The organism is Corallococcus macrosporus DSM 14697 (assembly GCF_002305895.1).
GTDB lineage: Bacteria > Myxococcota > Myxococcia > Myxococcales > Myxococcaceae > Myxococcus > Myxococcus macrosporus.
Map to the genome: position 1 here is coordinate 2,162,346 of NZ_CP022203.1, position 15,679 is coordinate 2,178,024.

Sequence of the window (15,679 nt, forward strand, 5' to 3'; positions counted from 1 at the left end):
TGGGCGTGCGCAACAGCCCTCGGAGCCGGGCTGCCCGCGATGCGGGTTGGCGTGCACGGCTTCCGGTTCGACGCCCACCAGCAGATGACGGGTGTGGTGCTCGACACCTTCCACGTCCTCCTCTGTCTGGACGGGCGCGCGTCGATCCGCCGCATCATGAACGACTCGGTCGAGGTGATGGACCTGGGCCCCGGCGACGTGCTGGTCAACCCGATGTCGCTGCGCTGGAGTTGGTCAGGGGCGGTGGAGGTGCTCAACATCGCGGTGCACCCCGGCTACCTGGAGGAGGCCGTCCGGGAGTCGATGGGAGGCCTGGTGCGCCTTCGGCCGCGAGCCATCCCGTATGCGCCCGGCCCCTCGCTCGTCCAGCTCGGGTGGGAGCTCCACCGCGAGGTCTCCACGCCCGGCCTGCTCGGGGCGCGCAAGCAGTGCGCGACGTCGGCGGCGCAGGCGTCTCATGGGGTACGCTCCACGGTGCCATGGATACGGGGCGGCTTGAGGAGCGCGTTGCATGAACCCAGGAGTGTCCATCGTCGCCGATGACACCCGGAGTTGGGGACTGGAGACCCCTGGCCCTGGACTCGTGCTGCGCGTGCCCTCCACGGGCCGCTGGACGCGCCGGCCCTTGGTCCATCTGGAGGCCGCTCCGGACTACCGGATCCGGTTGCGTGGCGGGGGCCAGACGCTGCTCTGGACTCGCATCGATTCCTACTGGGACAGCGCGGTCTTCGTTCGGGGAACGGCGACCGCTCCGCTCGTCCTGCCGCCGCTGTCCGCACCACAGGTTCGGGCCGTGGAGGCCGCATCCGGCTCCGAGGCGTGGTGGGAGGCCTGGAGCTGGCGCATGGCGCGCGCGCTCGTGGATGCGCCTCTACCGGTGCTCCATGCCGGCCATTGGTGCCTGCGCCCCGTGAGTGCCATCGCGGCGGAGAAGGCGGAGCGGCACCCCATCTCCCCGATGGAGTGGAGCTTCGGTCAGCCTCCGCCGCCTCCGCACTCGCTGGCCTCCGTGACGCGATTCCTGTTCGGGTGGAGCGAGGACTGGTGGGAGTCGCTGCCGGAACAGCGGCCGGGCGCCGTGCTCGGGCTGCGCGCGCTCTCCGCCTCCGAGGATGGGCGCGTGAAGAGCTGGCGAAAGCGCGCGAGGGACGGGACGTTGCCGCCCGTGCTGCTGCTCTTCGTTGATATCCTGGCGAAGTGGGTGGTGCTGGATGGCCATGACCGGCTGCACGCCGCGCTGCTCGAAGGCGTGACGCCCCCACTGCTGGGCTTGTGGCCATTCATCATCCGGCCGCGCCCCGAAAGAGCCACCCGCGAGGAGGGCGCCCTGTTCAGCGCGGAGGTCCAGTTTCGCGGCGGAGCGACGCCGGAGACCGTCGACCGCGTCAACCGCATGCTGCTGTTCAACTTCTCCCCTGACCCAAGGGGGGCCGTCTCACGCGCCTGGCCGCTCCCGGGCGGACGAGAAACCTGGCGTGAGGAGGTCTCCGCCCGGCGCCGCGGGGGACCGCCTCCGCTCCTGGACGAGACCGACTGGGACTGGCTCACGTAACCACCTTCGGCGGATGTCAGGGGCGAGGCGACGCAAGGCCATGTCGAAGTCGACCTCTCCCCTGGGTTCGTCGCGGACGCGATGGCAGCGGAGCGGCGTCTTCCAGGCGGGTGTGCGCCGCGCTACCGGCCGAACTTCACCTCCTTGGCGTAGATGCACCGCGCGGACACCCTGCGTGCGTGAATCTCCTTCACTTCAATGACTTCCCGCCGGTGGGGATGCGCGGGTCGTGGCATCGGCTGTCCGGGCGGCGGCGGCGGGCGCGGTGCCTGCTGCTCTCATCGCCCGGAACGTCCATCACGTGAAAGTGACAGCCGGTGGATGCCAGCGCGAGCCCCAAAGAAAGTGCAACCAGACGCATCAAGGAATCCCCGTGTCATCGACCAACACCGCGCTGGAGCTCGGCACGGTGGCCTGGCCAGCGGTGAGCCGGCTTCTCAGGAGTGTCACGCCGTTGCCGCGGATGGTGGCACTCGCGATGTCCGAGAACGCGGAGGAGAACTTGTTGGCGCTGCTGGTCAGCCGCCCCGTGACTTTCACGCCGCGTAGGCGATTGTCGCCGCCGAGCACCGCCACGTTGCCCTCAATGACGGACAGGGGGCCCTCCGTCGGAGCCCATGCACCAAGGATGAGCACGCCTTCCGCGCGCGGCTCGATACTGCCCTGGCGCTCCTGCGCCCATCGCTCGTAGAGACCTGCGCGCGGAAGCACCGCATCCGCCGACACTCGTGAGGCGCTGCTACGAGTCTCGAGGGCAATCACATGGACCGGCTGAGTCTGCGCTGAGCGTCCGCGCGGTGTAGGCCCCAGGTCCAATCCCCATGCGCTGGCATCCAGAGGAGGGGGGCCGCGCTGGCGTGGCCCGGTACCTGCTCCGGTTGCTGGCCGTCCGGGCGTTTCCCCAGCATGGCCCAGGGCCACTTCGCCCAGAAAGTCGGCCTCTCCATTTCTTGCCTTTTGGAGGTTGCACCGGACCCACGACCCGGCGCTTCATGTTGACAGCGCCCATGCCGGGCTCTCCACGAGGAATGTTCATGTCATATCTGCTCCCAAGCTGGCTCGCAGCGCCAGCCGCCGCATTGCGCGCCGGATTGGTGATGGCACTGGCCGCCAGCACCCTCGGCGCTTGTCGCGACAACGACCCGCCGCCCAACGTGCCGCCGGTGGCCCGCGACACCCGCGTCGAGACGGTGGAAGACACGCCCCTCGAGGTGGACCTGCCGGCCAGCGGCAACGGGGCGCTCACTTTCACCATCGTCGATGCACCGGACCACGGCACGTTGAGTGAAATCAGCGCCAATGGCTCCCTCACCTACACTCCCGGCGCCGACTACCATGGCGAAGACGCGCTCATCTTTCGCGCCACCAACCGCCAGGGCCAGAGCGCCCAGGCCACGGTGACCATCACCATCACCCCCGTGAATGACGCGCCGACGCTCTCCGCGGTGGCAAACCAGTCCATCTCCGAGGACAGCTCGACTGGAGGCCTGGCCTTCACCCTGAGCGACGTGGAGACCGACCCCGATGGCCTCGTGGTCACCGCGACGTCCTCCAACACCGCCCTGGTGCCGAACGCCCCCGAGAACCTCCTCTTTGGAGGCTCCAGCACCAGCCGCACCCTCACGGTGGTTCCCGCCGCCAACGCCAGTGGCTCCACCACCATCACCCTGTTGGTGAATGATGGCGCCGATACCACCTCCAGCACCTTCACGGTGGAGGTCACCGAGGTGAACGACGTTCCCACCATTTCCACGGTGGCCGACCAGCGCATCCCTGCTGGCGGTTCGACCGGCGACCTGGCCTTCACCGTGGACGACGTGGAGACCGCCGCTGACAGCCTCACGGTCATCGCCACGTCGTCCAATACCGACCTGGTGCCCAACGACCCCGCGAACCTCATCCTGGGCGGCTCCGGCGCCGGCCGCACCCTCTCCGTCGTCCCCACCGCCAACGCCAGCGGCTCCACCACCATCACCCTCTCGGTGGGTGATGGCGCGGATGCCAGCTCCACCTCCTTCACGGTGGACGTCACCGGCCCCGCGAGCCTCTACTGGATGACTGCCGCCGGCTCACTGTGGCGGGTTGACGTGAACGGCGCGAATGCCATTGAGCTCGCGACCGGCCTCAGCGGCACATCTTCCATCGCAACCGACCCGGTCAACCGTACCCTCTTCTACTCGCGCGACAGCGCAATCGTTCGAGCGGACAGTGATGGTGCGAACCCGGTCACTGTCGTGGCGAACGGAGGTTACCCCAGCGGGCTGGCGGTCGATTCGACGAACCGCAAGCTGTACTGGTCCGACTTCAACGGAAGCCGGGTCATGCGCGCGGAGCTGGATGGCAGCAATCCCACGCAGGTCGTCGGTGGCATCGGCAGCCCGTCTGCCGTCGCGATCGATGTTCCGAATGGCAAGGCGTATGTCATTACCTATAACAACACCATCCTCGTACGGTTCAATCTGGATGGGAGCAACCTGGAGACCGTCGCTTCAAGCCTGGGCGGACAGGGCGTGGGCCTGGCGGTCGATTCGAGCGGTGGGAAGGTGTACTACTCGACCCGCGGCAACAGCATCTATGCCGCCAATCTGGACGGCTCCAACGTCACCACCCTGGTGACCAACCAGACCACGGTGCATGGGATTGCCATTGATGTCACGGCCGGGCGGCTGTATTGGGCGGATTGGCTGGGGGCCGCGCTTCGGAGCGCCAATCTGGCCGACGGCAGCGATATCCAGGACGTGAACTCGGGCAGCGCCAGGAACCTGGGGCTGGCCTGGATGCCCGCGCCGTAGTCGGGAGCAGGTGCGCAGCAGCGTCGCCATGGGCAACGACGTGGTTGCGGTGGGTGGAGGGGGCACGGGTCATCGTTGCCCCCGTGGTGTCATTGAGGAACGGGCGCGTGCGTGCGGATTGTCCACGAAGAGCGTCGCTTTGCTGTTACCTTTCCCTCACTTCCCGCGAGCCAAGGAGTTATTGCACGATGCGTTTCTTTAAACGGGCTGTCTATCTTTGTGCCGCCGTTCTCCTCCCTGCCTGTGGCGGAGGAGACGGGGTGGCCGGGCAGGATGACGCGCTGGCGCAGCAAGAGGCGGCGGCGTCCTCCGTGGCGCGTGACGGATGCATCTACAGCATCTCCGCCTACCCACAGCCGAACGTGACGCCGACTGTCTATGACGTCAAGCTCTTCCGCCAGCCCATCCCGACATGTGTGTATGGTTATGGCAGCGTGACCCTGGGGACGTCCGTCGTCTATGAGCCGACGCGGTCGGTGGCTATGAACGCGCTGGGAATCGCCGCGAGCTACACCAAGAAGTCGAGCCTCAGCGGCAGCGCGCCCATCACCCTCAGCGTGCACCATGTGGACCCGGCCACGCTGACCGTCATCCGGAGCAGCAGCTTGGGCGTCTACCTGGGAGCGGGCAACATCGTGTCGGAGAACGTGGCGATTGCCGCGGACGGCACCACGGTCACCGTCTCGGGCTCGAAGACCGGCGTCATCTGGGGAGAGAGCGGCAGCGGGAGCCACTACACCGCGACGTTCCCGGACTTCTTCACCAGCACCACGCCGCCGACAGTCGCTGCGTTCCCGTGAGGCCTCGCGTCGCGCCTCGTGGCCCGAAGTGCGGCCGGACCCGTCACGGGTATCGAAGAGCTCGCGCCAGCGGTCCACGAGGGCGACCGCGCCAGGGGCAGGGGAGGAGGAGGCACAGCCCGGGCCTCCCCGGCATCACCCGCCGCCCGCGCCGCTTCGCAGCAGCAGGGCGGCGCGCTTGATGGCGGCGCGGATGCGGACATAGGTGCCGCAGCGGCAGACGTTGTCGTTCATCGCCGCGTCGATGTCCGCGTCAGTGGGCTGGGCGTTCTTCTTGAGCAGCGCCACTGCGGCCATGACCTGCCCCGGCTGGCAGAAGCCGCACTGGGCCACGTCCTCGTCCATCCACGCCTGCTGCACGGGATGCAGGCCCTGGGCGCCCAGCCCCTCGATGGTGACCACCTCGCGGCCAGACAGCCCTCCCACCGGGTGGATACAGGGGCGGAAGGCCTCGCCGTCCAGGTGGCTGGTGCACGCCCCGCATACGCCCACGCCGCAGCCGTACTTCGGGCCCGTCACGCCCAGCACGTCGCGCAGCACCCACAGCAGCGACAGGTCCTCGGGCGCCTCCACCGACACCGTCTGCCCATTGAGGATGAACTGGTGTGCCGCCATGCTCAGACTCCCTCGTCAAGGATGGGAAAGCGGGTGGGCATGGCGCCTCGCGCCCGGGCAATGGCGTTGGTCAGGGCCGCCGCCGCGCTGGGATAGCCGAGCTCCCCCACGCCGCCCACCCGGTCATCCGAGCGGACCAAGTGCACCTGGATGTCGGACGGGACGTGCTTCATGCGCATCCAGTGATAGTCCGCGAAGCTGCCCTCGCGCACCGCGCCCGCGTCGATGTGGATTCCCGCGCTCAGCGTGGTGGACATCGCGTCCACCGCCGCGCCCTGGAGTTGGGCCTCGATGCCCTTGGGGTTGATGGGCAGGCCGACATCCGCGGCGATGACGATGCGCAGCACCCGGGGCGTCTCTCCGGTGACGTCCACTTCGATGAGGTGGGCGATGGCGCTGTCCCACTCCTCGAGGACGGCGACGCCCTGGGCGACACCGGGTGGCAGGCTTCGGCCCCACTGTCCCTGCGTGGTGACCTTGTCCAGCACCGCCTTGAGGCGATTCGAGGTGAGCCGCTCGCGTCGCAGCGCGACGGGGTCCACCTGGAGCTCGCGGGCCAGCTCGTCGACGAAGACTTCGTTGGACACGCCCACCTGGCTGGTGAACACCGAGCGGAACGACGCGGTGGGAATCGGAATCGCCACGTCGCGCAGCTCGTGGCTCACCCATCCGAAGCCGTAGGGGAGCTTCTGGGAGAGCGCGAAGAAGACCGCGCTGGTGACCTCGGGCAGGACCTCGCCGGCCAGCGCGGTGAGGGCGTCACCGAAGCCGTGGGGGAACTCCACGGTGGGAATGGCGGCGCGGTGATTCCAGCCAAGGACGCGCCCGCCCGGGCCACCTCGCGCTGCGCGTATTTGGGGTCCTGCGCCCCCAGCCAGACCTCCGCCTGTTCACCTTGCACGCGGGCCGTGCAGCTCTGCGTCTCCATGGCCGCGTGCGCCAGGTAGGGAAAGTCGAAGCGTCCCTCCAGCGTGCGGGTGGTGAACAGCGGCGGCAGGGGCCTTGGGCCGATGCCGTCGCGCAGGCGGGCCTGGATGTCCGCGTCCGACAGCGCGCTGGCGGGGCCGGGCGTCCAGGTGATGCGCAGCGCCGCGCGCGCCGCGAGCGCCTGTCCGAAGGTCCGGGCCACCACCGCCACGCCGGTGCCCAGGGGCACCACCGCCACCACGCCGGGCATCGTCCGCGCCGAGGCATCGTCGACCGACTGGACGGTGCCGCGCAGCGTGGGGGGGCGGGCCACCACCGTCGGCAGCGCCTCGGGGATGTCCAGGTCCAGGGCATATCGCGCGGCGCCCGTGACGATGTCCCTCGCGTCGATGCGCCCGGTGGGCTGGCCCACCAGCTTGAACCGGCTCACGGGCCTGGGCTGGGTGGAGACGGCGGGGAGCAGCACGCGAGCGGCGTCCTCCGCCAGCTCACCATAGCCGGCCTGCCGCCCGTCGGGCGCGCTCACCACGCCGTGCGAGGTGGTGAGGGTGTGGGCCAGGACGCGCCAGCGCAGCGCCGCGGCGGTGATCAGCCGTGCTCGGGCCTCCGCCGCCGCGGCGCGCAGGGGGCCGGTGAGGAAGCGCATCGTCGACGACAGGCCGGTGAGCTGGATGACCCAGCGAGGGTCCGCGTCGGCGCTGCGCACGTCGACCTTGTCGAGCGCCAGGTCGAGCTCCTCGGCGACGAGCATGGCCACGGCCGTGGTGATGCCCTGGCCCATCTCCGTGCGAGGCAGGGTGGTGACGACGCGCCCATCGTCCTGGACGGCGAGATAGAGGCTCAGCGCCGTGGTCGCCCCTTCGGAGGGCTCCGCCGCCTCGGCCTCGGGCACGTCGAGCCCCAGCCGGGCGGCAATCATCAACGTGGGAGAGGCCATGACCCACGTCAGGAAACGACGGCGGTCCAGCCCCTCGGAAACGGTCGCGTCTGGTTTGAGCGTGTCCGCCATGGGGCAAAGGTTCTCACACTCTCCGCGTGGGCCCAACGGCACGAAGCCGAGCGTTCACCCGTCTGACATGCGTACCGTTCGCGCGAGGACTGTGCAGCCTGGTCCCCACGCATCAGCGCCGCGGCGCTCCAATCGAAGCATCACCCGCCAAGGTCTGCGTCGTGCCTCATGTCGCAGAGGCACGTCGAAGTGCAGCCGCCAGCTCCGCGAGCGCGCGCTGCTGTGCGGTGGATGTCCGGACCGCGGGGCGCACGCGCTGAATCATCGCGAGGGCTTCCCGTTCGTCTGGAGCGTCGCCTCGGGCGACGAGGAGCGCGGCCGCAATCATGCCGGTGCGTCCATGCCCCTGTGCGCAATGGACGTAGATGGGACCGGGGATGGTCGCCAGTTCGAGGAGGACCGGTGCCACTTCTTCGGCTGGGAGCGTCGAGGCGTCCAGAATGGGCAGCGACACATATCGGCACGCTCCGCGTATCCCGTCCGGCTCGATGAACTCGGCGGTCAGGTCGAGCACGACGGTGACGCCCTCGGGCAGCTCGCCAGGCAGCAGCCTGCGTCCAACCACGACGTCCGGCACCACCCTGTCGTGCGGCCTCTCTCTTGAGAGGAGCCTGACCAGGCGCCAGGTACCCCACGTGAGCAGCAGGTACGGCAGGAGCATGAGTACCGTGACGGGCTGCATCCGACCATCCGGGCGCTTTCCGAGAACCTTCGGGCCGGCCCCTGCATAGGCGAGTGCCACGAGGAGGAAGCTCACCGCAGGCCACATCAGCAACAGTCCGGCCCCTTGGAGCATCCTCGCCAGGAAGGACAGGAGTGCTGCCGCGATGGCGAAGACAGACGCGTAGGCCATGTGGCGGATACCCTCGCACATGAAGGCGTCGAGGGAAATAGACTGCACGTCATCACTCGCGCGCACGAGGACCGCGTCTATCTGCGTCTCGCGGACGCGCTCCAGGAGGCCGGAGTACGGAAACACCTGACGCAGCCATCGAACTTCACCGCGCTGCACAACCCGCTTCGGCTTCTTGACGTGGATACGACGATAAAGGCGCAGCTCGCGGCGCACACCGTTCAACTGTGGGCGTGGCACCGCCTGCTATTGCGACCCGGGGAGTTCTTCCGTGCATGAGCCAAGGCTCCGTCCAAGGGGGCCTGGGTCGGAGGAAAGGCGTCCGAGCCTCGAAATCACTCGGCATCGCCGGCACGGGACGCTGACGCCCTCGCGCGGCTCGCTCACTCGCCATGACGTCCTCCCTGATTGGACTTGATGTAGCCATGATTCAGCGACTGAATTCCGGGTAGGTACACATGAGGTTCCGACATGCGCAAAGTCTCGACGCCCACCCTGCTTCTCTCGATCTGCGCCGTCGGCATCATCATGGCCGTTGGAGCGACGTGGTGGATGGGCAGGACGAGCATCCTCTTCGTCAATGCGTCGGGACGAGAGCTGCGGAGTCTGGAGGTGAAGTTCCCGGGACGCACATGCCGTTACGAAGGACTCGCCCCGCAAGCCGAAGTCCGGTGTGAGGGGCGGGCGGACGGGGATGGCTCCGTCGAGGTCTCGTACCGTTTCGAAGAAGGGGCCGAACCCGGCGTGTCTGCGACGGTGTACGTCAATCCCACGCTGGGATGGCGGGGCTCCATGGTGCTGCGGCCTGATGGCACCATCGACGCCACCGGGGCTCGGTGACGCACGGCCGGATGTGGCCTTGGCGAACCTCTGGCTCAGCGACCGAGCCTTGGGCAGGCGTCGGTGGCTGTGGGGGCGCATCACGGAGGTTGGGGTGGGTTGTGTGAAAGCTCATGCTGCCACGTGGAGCGCCACCGCTCACACCGTTGGCACTGTGCCGCCCAAAGTCGAGTGCCACATGCCCGAGTGGGGACAGTCGCTCTGCCCGGCGCTCGACGAACTCCTGACGTGGGCGGAGAAGCGGCCAACGCCCAAGCGCCCACGGCCGCCTTGGCCACAGGCGACGCTTCAGCCTTGCGCCTTGAGCAGCTCAATGAGGCGCACGAAGTCCGTCAGGTGGCGGGTGACGGTGAAGTGGGCGCGGACGTGTTCATGGGCACGGCGGCCCAGGAGGGCCGCGCGCTCGGGAGCCTCCAGGAGCGAGCGTACCGCGCCCGCGAACTCCGCCCGGTCCCCCGGGTCGCGCACGAGCAGGCCGTTCTCCCCGTGGACGACCTGGTCTTGGAGCCCGCCCACCGCGCTCGCCACCACGGGGCGTGCCTTCCACATGGCCTCGGTGATTGTGAGCCCGAAGCCCTCCTGGAGGCTCTTTTGCGCAACGATCGCCGCGTGGCGCTGGAGCGCGTTGACGATAGCGGCGTTCTCCTCGAGGTCCGTCATGGGGAGGCACGCCAGGTGGACGCGCTGGCGCACGAAGTGGGACTGCTGGCGCCACAGGGCGAGGACGTCCTGAAGCGTGGCCGCTGCATCCGGGTCGTCCGCGACAGAAGTGACGGCTGGACCGGCGAGCACCAGCTCCGCGCGCAGGTTGGGTGACTGTCGCAGGAGCAGCGCGAACGCGCTCAGTACGCCCGCTGGGTCCTTCAGCGGATCCCACCGAGATATCTGTACCACCAGGGGAACGTCAGGGGATGGCTCGGTGCCCAACTGCATGATGTCCGCGCATCGCGACACGCGCGCCGTTACCCCGTCCGCGCGGGTAAAGATGGGCTCGGGCGAGCCCGGTGTCCCACGCAGCAGGCCGGTATTGGCCAGGATGGCGCGCGCGACCTCGGGCGTCATGGGCTGGTTCTTGACCGCGAAGATGTCGATGGAGGGCTGGATGACGAGCGCGCGGTCCGCGCACTGGGGCGGGACATAGGCCGCTCGGGTGAAGATGGTGAGCCGGGCCGCGGCCAGCCCTGGCGCGAGGAACTCCCATGCTCGTGTCACCTCTGCGTTGGGCGTGTCCCGGCCTATGTGACAGCGCCAGACGACGTGGGCGCCCACCGCCGCCAAGGCGGGCGCCAGCCCACAGGTCTGCGGGTCATGCAGCAGGACCACGTCCCCTGGCTGCACCAGGACAAGCAGCTCCTCTGCATTGTCGCGGAGCACCTCGTCGTACCGCTCGTGCTCGGCCGCTCCCAGCGGTGAGCCATCCCCTCGCGAACCATGCAACGCATGATGCAGCCGCTTGGTGATGTGGAAGAACTCTGGCGTCCCGGTGAGCACGAGCCAGTGTGCATCCACGCTCGCTCCTCGAGCGTAGGCAACCAGCCGGGGGACTATCTCCGCCACGCCACCCCCCTTGGCCGTGGAGCTGATGTTCCAGAAGGCTCGGCCTGCCATGAGGGCCCGGGCCTTCACGGCCTGGGCTTGAAGCGTGCTCCAACGGGCCGCATCCATCTCACGCTCGAAGCGTGCCAAGGGCTCGGCCTGAACGTGCACCTCGAAAGGCTTGAGCATCGGACCTCCGGCAGGGACTCCCAGAGAAACTCAGGGCTGCTGGTTCTCGCCACGGAAGACGGTTGCTCGCATCCCTCCTCAAGAGCTGCGGCCTGAGGCCACGTCCCCACAAACCTCGGGCTCCTGTTTTCAACGCGCAAGAAGACCCGCCGGAAGGTCTCCTGGTTGGGTGGAGTCGCGCAGCGACCGAGCACTGGGGCGCATACCGCCTTCCCTCCTGCCCGTTCATGTCTCGAAGAGGCTGTACAGCTCCTCCTCCTGCGCGAAGTGGAGCGTGAGGATTGCGTGCAGGCCGTAGAGTGCCCGGCGGAGATCGCGCAGGTCCTCCGCGCGGGGGCCTTCAGGGGGAAGCTGTGAGACCAGTCGGCCAAGGAGGCGCGCGAGCCGATGAATCTCATGGTGTGTCTGGATGAGTGGCCCGGTAGGGTCCTCGTCCTTGAGCATCTTCCCGAGCAGGGGGTAGGCCGTCTGCTGCTCCTCCAACTCGTGTGGCCAGAGCTTCGTTTCAATCATCTCACGGAGACGCTCGAGCAGGGCGCGTGCATCCGCCGGCTCGAGTGAATCGAGGCGTGCCGCCAGCGCCGCGAGCTCGCTGACGTGCGGGCGCAGTGAGCGGTGGGCCGAGGCGAGTCGCTGCGCGAGTCCCTTGACCTCCGGGCGCTTGGGCGTGATGAGGCCGCCGCCGCCAAGGGCGCGCAGCGCGTTCAGGATGACGAGGACGTCGATGCCTTCCTGAAGGATGGCTCCCGCGACTGGGGTGATATAGCCCGCTGCGGCGAAGAGCATCGCCACGAGCGAGAGTCCCATGCCGACGAAGATGCTCTCCAGCGCGATGCGCCGGGTGTGCTGCGCGATTCGCGTCGCGAGAAGAAGCCCCTCGAGCCGGTCCGCTGTGAGCACGACGTCGGCTGCTTCGGAGGCCGCCGTCGCGCCGCGCGCTCCCATCGCGACACCGATGTCGGCGAGCGCCAGGGCTGGGGCGTCGTTGATGCCGTCGCCCACCATCGCCGTGATGCCCTCGGCCCGGACGACCTTGATGACCTCGACCTTCTCCTCCGGAGTCCGCTCGGCGAACACGCGGTCGACGCCCACCGCATCGCCCACGAGCTCGGCGACGTCGGGATGGTCGCCCGTCACCATGTGGATGCGCTGGACGCCCGCGGCCCGGAGCGAGCGCAGCGCGCGAGGCGCTTCCGGTCGAATCGGGTCCTGAATCAGGAGGACACCCGCGAGCGAGCCGTTGATGGAGACGTAGACGCTCGATGAGCCCTCGACCGCCGTACGCATCTTGATTGACCGTAGCTCCGGCGTGCGCGGCGTGTCCGGAGCGGCGAAGGCGAGCTGTCCCACCGCCACACGCCGGCCGTCGACGGTCCCTTCGATGCCAGTGCCCATCTGTTCGCGAACATCGGCCGGGAAGCTGGGTTCGACGCTCCGGCTGCGTGCCTCCGCGAGAATCGCGGGTGCGAATGGGTGGACGGAGAGCTGCTCGACGGACGCTGCGTGCCGGACGACGTCGTCCGACGACATGGGCCCGAACGTTTCGACCGCGACGACCTGCGGCCGCGCCGAGGTGACTGTCCCCGTCTTGTCGAGGAGCAGCACCTTGGCGCGCGCGAGCGTTTCGAGGGGGCCACCGCCCTTGACGATGATGCCGTGCTTCGCCGCGCGCGACACGCCAGCGAGGAGCGCCGCCGGCGCGGCCAGGATGAGCGGGCACGGCGTCGCCACGACGAGCACCGCGAGCGCGCGGCTCGGACTGCCTCCCGCGAACCACGCGAAGCCCGACAGGGCGAGCGTGAGTCCGAAGAACCCGAGTGCGTAGCGGTCCGCGAGCCGGATGAACGGCGCCTTCGACTCCTCGGCCGCCTTGACCAGGCGGATGATGCCCGCATACGTGCTCTCGGCCGCCGAGGCGGTGACGCGCAGCTCGAAAGGGCCACCCGCGTTCGTGCCGCCGCTGCGGACGGGCGTGCCGGCGTCGAGCTGCACCGGCTTCGATTCGCCCGTGAGCGCCGATTCGTCCAGCACGGCGCTGCCGCTGCTGAGGATGCCGTCGGCCGGAACAACCTCACCGGGCTTAATGACAAGGAAGTCGCCGAGGCCGACCTCCGCGACGTCCACGTCCCTGATGTCAGCGCCGACGCGCCGGTGCGCGACACGCGGCGCCCGTTTGAGGAGCGCCGAGAGCTCACGGCGGGCCCGCGCGACCGCGAAGCGCTCGAGCGCCGCTCCCCCCGTGAGCATCACGGAGATGATGGCGCCCGCCAGGTACTCGCCGAGGGCCAGCGCGCCCACCATCGCCAGGACCGCGATGAGGTCGACGCCCGTCTCTCGTCGCAGGAGCCCCTTGATGATGGAGACGAGGGTGGGGAGCAGGACGACCGCGGTGGTGGCGGCCCACGCACAGCGAGCCGCATCACTGGCGTGCGCCACGTGAAGGACGCCGCCAGCCGCCAGGCCCATGAGTGCGAGTGCGAGCAGCGTCATCTGCCTCCGCGATTGGGCGTCCTTGCTGTCAATACGGACAAGGTGGGGTCGTGGCGGCTGTACCCCGAGCGATGTCACGGCAGTGCCTGCCCGGCCGCAGCCAGCGCAACCCGAGCAGGCTTCAAGCACGATTTGGTGAGCATGCCTCTTCACCTGGACATGCTCTTCGAGGTGAGCAACGGCGTCACTCAACGTCAGGGCGGACGCGAGGGAGAGGACAGCGCGCCGTGCCTCAGGGCCGAGACATCGCTGCATGAAGTGCAGTCATCCGGTCCCGAGGTGGGCGCACCGGGGCTGTGTGGCGCGATCCGCGGCCCCGGTGTGCGCATGCGCCTGGACCTCCCTTCGTCGCGGAGGCCGCGGCGGAGGGGCCGGCATCATGCTCACCGCCATGCACGCTCCACGACCCGCAAACGCTTGCCGCTACGACACGAGGACGCACCCTCGCGAAGGCGCCTCGTCATGCCTGGCCATGGTGGGTGGGCGCCCACTCGAAGTCGCGAGGGATTTCTCATGCATGGATGGCGTCAACTGGTTGGGGCCTGCCTCCTGGCGGTGGGATGCGGCGGGGCGATGACGGATGCGCCCGCGCCGGGTTCCCCTGCGCCAGGGGGCGTCACGGCGCAGTGGGAAGCACCGCTTCCGGAGCTCGGTCCCGCCACCCTCTTGAAGGACCTCTACCCGCCGCCGGACGAGCCGTTCCCGGGGCCCTTTGGAGGGCCGGCTCCCACCGACCTGCTGGCCTTCCGTGACAGGCTCTATTTCTCCGCCATTGACTTCGCGGCGGGCCGCGGTGCGCTCTGGCGCAGCAACGGTACGACCGCGAGCACCGTCCCGGTGAAACACCTCGACGACGCACCCGGGCGCCTGACGGTGGTGGGCAACCAACTCTTCTTCACGGGAGGCTTCAGCGAGGAGCACGGAAACGAGCTGTGGGTGAGCGATGGCACGACGGCGGGGACCCGACGGGTCAAGGACCTCACGCCCGCCTCCGGCACGGCCTTTCTGGAGAACTTCATCGCGGTGGATGACACGCTCTTCTTCTTCCGTGTCGTCCGCATGCCCCTCATCTTCTCCAGCGAATTGGAGCTGTGGCGCAGCGACGGCACCGCGGGAGGGACGGCGCGGGTGACGGAGCTGGGGCAGGAAGGCACGTTCAATGGCCCGCTGGAGCTGGCGAGCGTGGGAGACCTCCTCTTCATGAGCTTTGGCAAGACGGACACAGGCACGGAGCTCTGGGTCAGTGACGGAACCGCCGAGGGCACCCACCTGGTGAAGGACCTTCTCCCGGGCCCCGCTTCGTCGTTCCCACGGAGCCTGACGCCCGCGGCTGGGGTGCTCTACTTCTCCGCCGACGATGGTGAACACGGGCGGGAGTTGTGGCGGAGCGACGGCACCGAGGAGGGCACGGAGCTGGTCGAGGACACCCGCCCGGGCCCGGAGGGGTCGCAGGCGCAGCCCATCACCGTGTTCAAGCAGCGCCTCTACTTCGCGACGTTCACCCCGCGGTACGCGGCGACCGAGCTCCGCAAGTTGAATCCCGATCCTTCCTGCCACCCACGCTCGCAGCGGGTCGCCACCATCCCCAATCCCTACGCGAACATTCCGCGCGAGTTCTTCATCTTCGTCTCCACCTTCACCGCGACGGAGCGAAAGCTCTACTTCACGCTCTACTACGACGTGGGAAGTCCGGCCCCGGCGGACGTGCAGCTCTGGAGGACGGACGGCACCCGGAAGGGAACGAAGCTCTTGTACCAGCCCCTCCTCGAATCGCCTGACCTGCTGCCTCCCAGGCCCGTCCCCACGGATGACGGTCGCGTCGTCTTCTACGCGTACGATGAAGTCCATGGCCATGAACTCTGGGTGACGAACGGTCAGCCGAGCGGCACACGGTTGCTCCAGGACATCAACCCGGGACCGGCGTCGTCCTATCCGCAGGACCTGCTTCGCGCGGGGGACTTCATCTACTTCACAGCCGTGGATGGCGTGCACGGCCGGGAGATATGGACGCTCCCCGTGCCGGACCCCGAGGCCGTGCAGCAACAATCCTCGCGAGAGTAATGGCGCTCCGGGGCG

At 68.7% G+C, this 15,679-nt stretch carries 13 protein-coding genes; 6 read left to right on the forward strand and 7 right to left on the reverse strand.

The window, feature by feature from the left end; genetic code table 11:
• The first annotated feature begins 39 nt into the window (after window positions 1-39).
• Window positions 40-543 carry a hypothetical protein gene (locus MYMAC_RS09115; RefSeq protein ID WP_095957796.1) on the forward strand — a complete coding sequence of 168 codons (504 nt, stop codon included), beginning with the start codon at window positions 40-42 and terminating at the stop codon, window positions 541-543.
• A complete protein-coding gene (locus tag MYMAC_RS09120; RefSeq protein WP_095957797.1) occupies window positions 512-1,552 on the forward strand; it encodes a hypothetical protein in 1,041 nt (346 codons plus the stop codon). The genes MYMAC_RS09115 and MYMAC_RS09120 overlap by 32 nt, the downstream gene beginning before the upstream one ends.
• Window positions 1,553-1,912: 360 nt before the next feature.
• Here the strand turns inward: MYMAC_RS09120 and MYMAC_RS09125 are convergent, their stop codons facing one another.
• Window positions 1,913-2,278: a hypothetical protein gene (locus MYMAC_RS09125; RefSeq protein WP_095957798.1), complete on the reverse strand. Its 366-nt coding sequence runs from the start codon at window positions 2,276-2,278 to the stop codon at window positions 1,913-1,915.
• 308 nt (window positions 2,279-2,586) lie between these two features.
• Here MYMAC_RS09125 and MYMAC_RS09130 point away from each other — a divergent pair, with 308 nt between their 5' ends.
• Window positions 2,587-4,344: an Ig-like domain-containing protein gene (locus MYMAC_RS09130; protein WP_095961539.1), complete on the forward strand. Its 1,758-nt coding sequence runs from the start codon at window positions 2,587-2,589 to the stop codon at window positions 4,342-4,344.
• Between the two features lie 260 nt (window positions 4,345-4,604).
• The gene (locus tag MYMAC_RS09135; RefSeq protein ID WP_095957799.1) at window positions 4,605-5,144 is read left to right on the forward strand and encodes a hypothetical protein; all 540 of its coding nucleotides are present in this window, start codon (window positions 4,605-4,607) and stop codon (window positions 5,142-5,144) included.
• Between the two features lie 135 nt (window positions 5,145-5,279).
• Here the strand turns inward: MYMAC_RS09135 and MYMAC_RS09140 are convergent, their stop codons facing one another.
• From MYMAC_RS09140 to MYMAC_RS09150, 4 genes are all read right to left on the reverse strand, one after another.
• Window positions 5,280-5,759, reverse strand: a complete 480-nt coding sequence (locus MYMAC_RS09140) for a (2Fe-2S)-binding protein (protein ID WP_095957800.1) — start codon at window positions 5,757-5,759, stop codon at window positions 5,280-5,282.
• Between the two features lie 2 nt (window positions 5,760-5,761).
• The gene (locus MYMAC_RS38540; protein ID WP_338026036.1) at window positions 5,762-6,424 is read right to left on the reverse strand and encodes a molybdopterin cofactor-binding domain-containing protein; all 663 of its coding nucleotides are present in this window, start codon (window positions 6,422-6,424) and stop codon (window positions 5,762-5,764) included.
• Window positions 6,421-7,623, reverse strand: coding sequence for a molybdopterin cofactor-binding domain-containing protein (locus MYMAC_RS37700; protein ID WP_239989436.1), 1,203 nt, complete (start codon window positions 7,621-7,623; stop codon window positions 6,421-6,423). Before MYMAC_RS37700 ends, MYMAC_RS38540 begins: the two co-directional genes overlap by 4 nt.
• Window positions 7,624-7,861: 238 nt before the next feature.
• The gene (locus MYMAC_RS09150) at window positions 7,862-8,764 is read right to left on the reverse strand and encodes a phosphatase domain-containing protein (RefSeq protein ID WP_239989437.1); all 903 of its coding nucleotides are present in this window, start codon (window positions 8,762-8,764) and stop codon (window positions 7,862-7,864) included.
• A gap of 255 nt (window positions 8,765-9,019) precedes the next feature.
• On the opposite strand from MYMAC_RS09150, the gene MYMAC_RS09155 reads away from it, so the two are divergent.
• Entirely contained in the window at window positions 9,020-9,388 is a 369-nt protein-coding gene (locus MYMAC_RS09155; RefSeq protein ID WP_095957801.1) for a hypothetical protein, read from the forward strand.
• Between the two features lie 288 nt (window positions 9,389-9,676).
• Here MYMAC_RS09155 and MYMAC_RS09165 read toward each other — a convergent pair whose 3' ends face one another.
• On the reverse strand, window positions 9,677-11,113 hold the full coding sequence (locus MYMAC_RS09165) for a glycosyltransferase (RefSeq protein ID WP_095957802.1): 1,437 nt from the start codon (window positions 11,111-11,113) through the stop codon (window positions 9,677-9,679).
• Window positions 11,114-11,338: 225 nt separating this feature from the next.
• Window positions 11,339-13,603: a heavy metal translocating P-type ATPase gene (locus tag MYMAC_RS09170; protein WP_095957803.1), complete on the reverse strand. Its 2,265-nt coding sequence runs from the start codon at window positions 13,601-13,603 to the stop codon at window positions 11,339-11,341.
• 573 nt (window positions 13,604-14,176) lie between these two features.
• Here MYMAC_RS09170 and MYMAC_RS09175 point away from each other — a divergent pair.
• On the forward strand, window positions 14,177-15,664 hold the full coding sequence (locus MYMAC_RS09175; RefSeq protein ID WP_095957804.1) for an ELWxxDGT repeat protein: 1,488 nt from the start codon (window positions 14,177-14,179) through the stop codon (window positions 15,662-15,664).
• The last annotated feature ends 15 nt before the right edge of the window (window positions 15,665-15,679 follow it).

Bases quoted from the DNA above. Each gene is read 5' to 3' on its own strand.
- MYMAC_RS09175 (WP_095957804.1), top strand. From the start codon at position 14,177: ATGACGGATGCGCCCGCGCCGGGTTCCCCTGCGCCAGGGGGCGTCACG.
- MYMAC_RS09155 (WP_095957801.1), top strand. From the start codon at position 9,020: ATGCGCAAAGTCTCGACGCCCACCCTGCTTCTCTCGATCTGCGCCGTC.
- MYMAC_RS09120 (WP_095957797.1), top strand. From the start codon at position 512: ATGAACCCAGGAGTGTCCATCGTCGCCGATGACACCCGGAGTTGGGGA.
- MYMAC_RS09115 (WP_095957796.1), top strand. From the start codon at position 40: ATGCGGGTTGGCGTGCACGGCTTCCGGTTCGACGCCCACCAGCAGATG.
- MYMAC_RS09170 (WP_095957803.1), bottom strand. From the start codon at position 13,603: ATGACGCTGCTCGCACTCGCACTCATGGGCCTGGCGGCTGGCGGCGTC.
- MYMAC_RS09165 (WP_095957802.1), bottom strand. From the start codon at position 11,113: ATGCTCAAGCCTTTCGAGGTGCACGTTCAGGCCGAGCCCTTGGCACGC.
- MYMAC_RS37700 (WP_239989436.1), bottom strand. From the start codon at position 7,623: ATGGCCTCTCCCACGTTGATGATTGCCGCCCGGCTGGGGCTCGACGTG.
- MYMAC_RS09140 (WP_095957800.1), bottom strand. From the start codon at position 5,759: ATGGCGGCACACCAGTTCATCCTCAATGGGCAGACGGTGTCGGTGGAG.
- MYMAC_RS09130 (WP_095961539.1), top strand. From the start codon at position 2,587: ATGTCATATCTGCTCCCAAGCTGGCTCGCAGCGCCAGCCGCCGCATTG.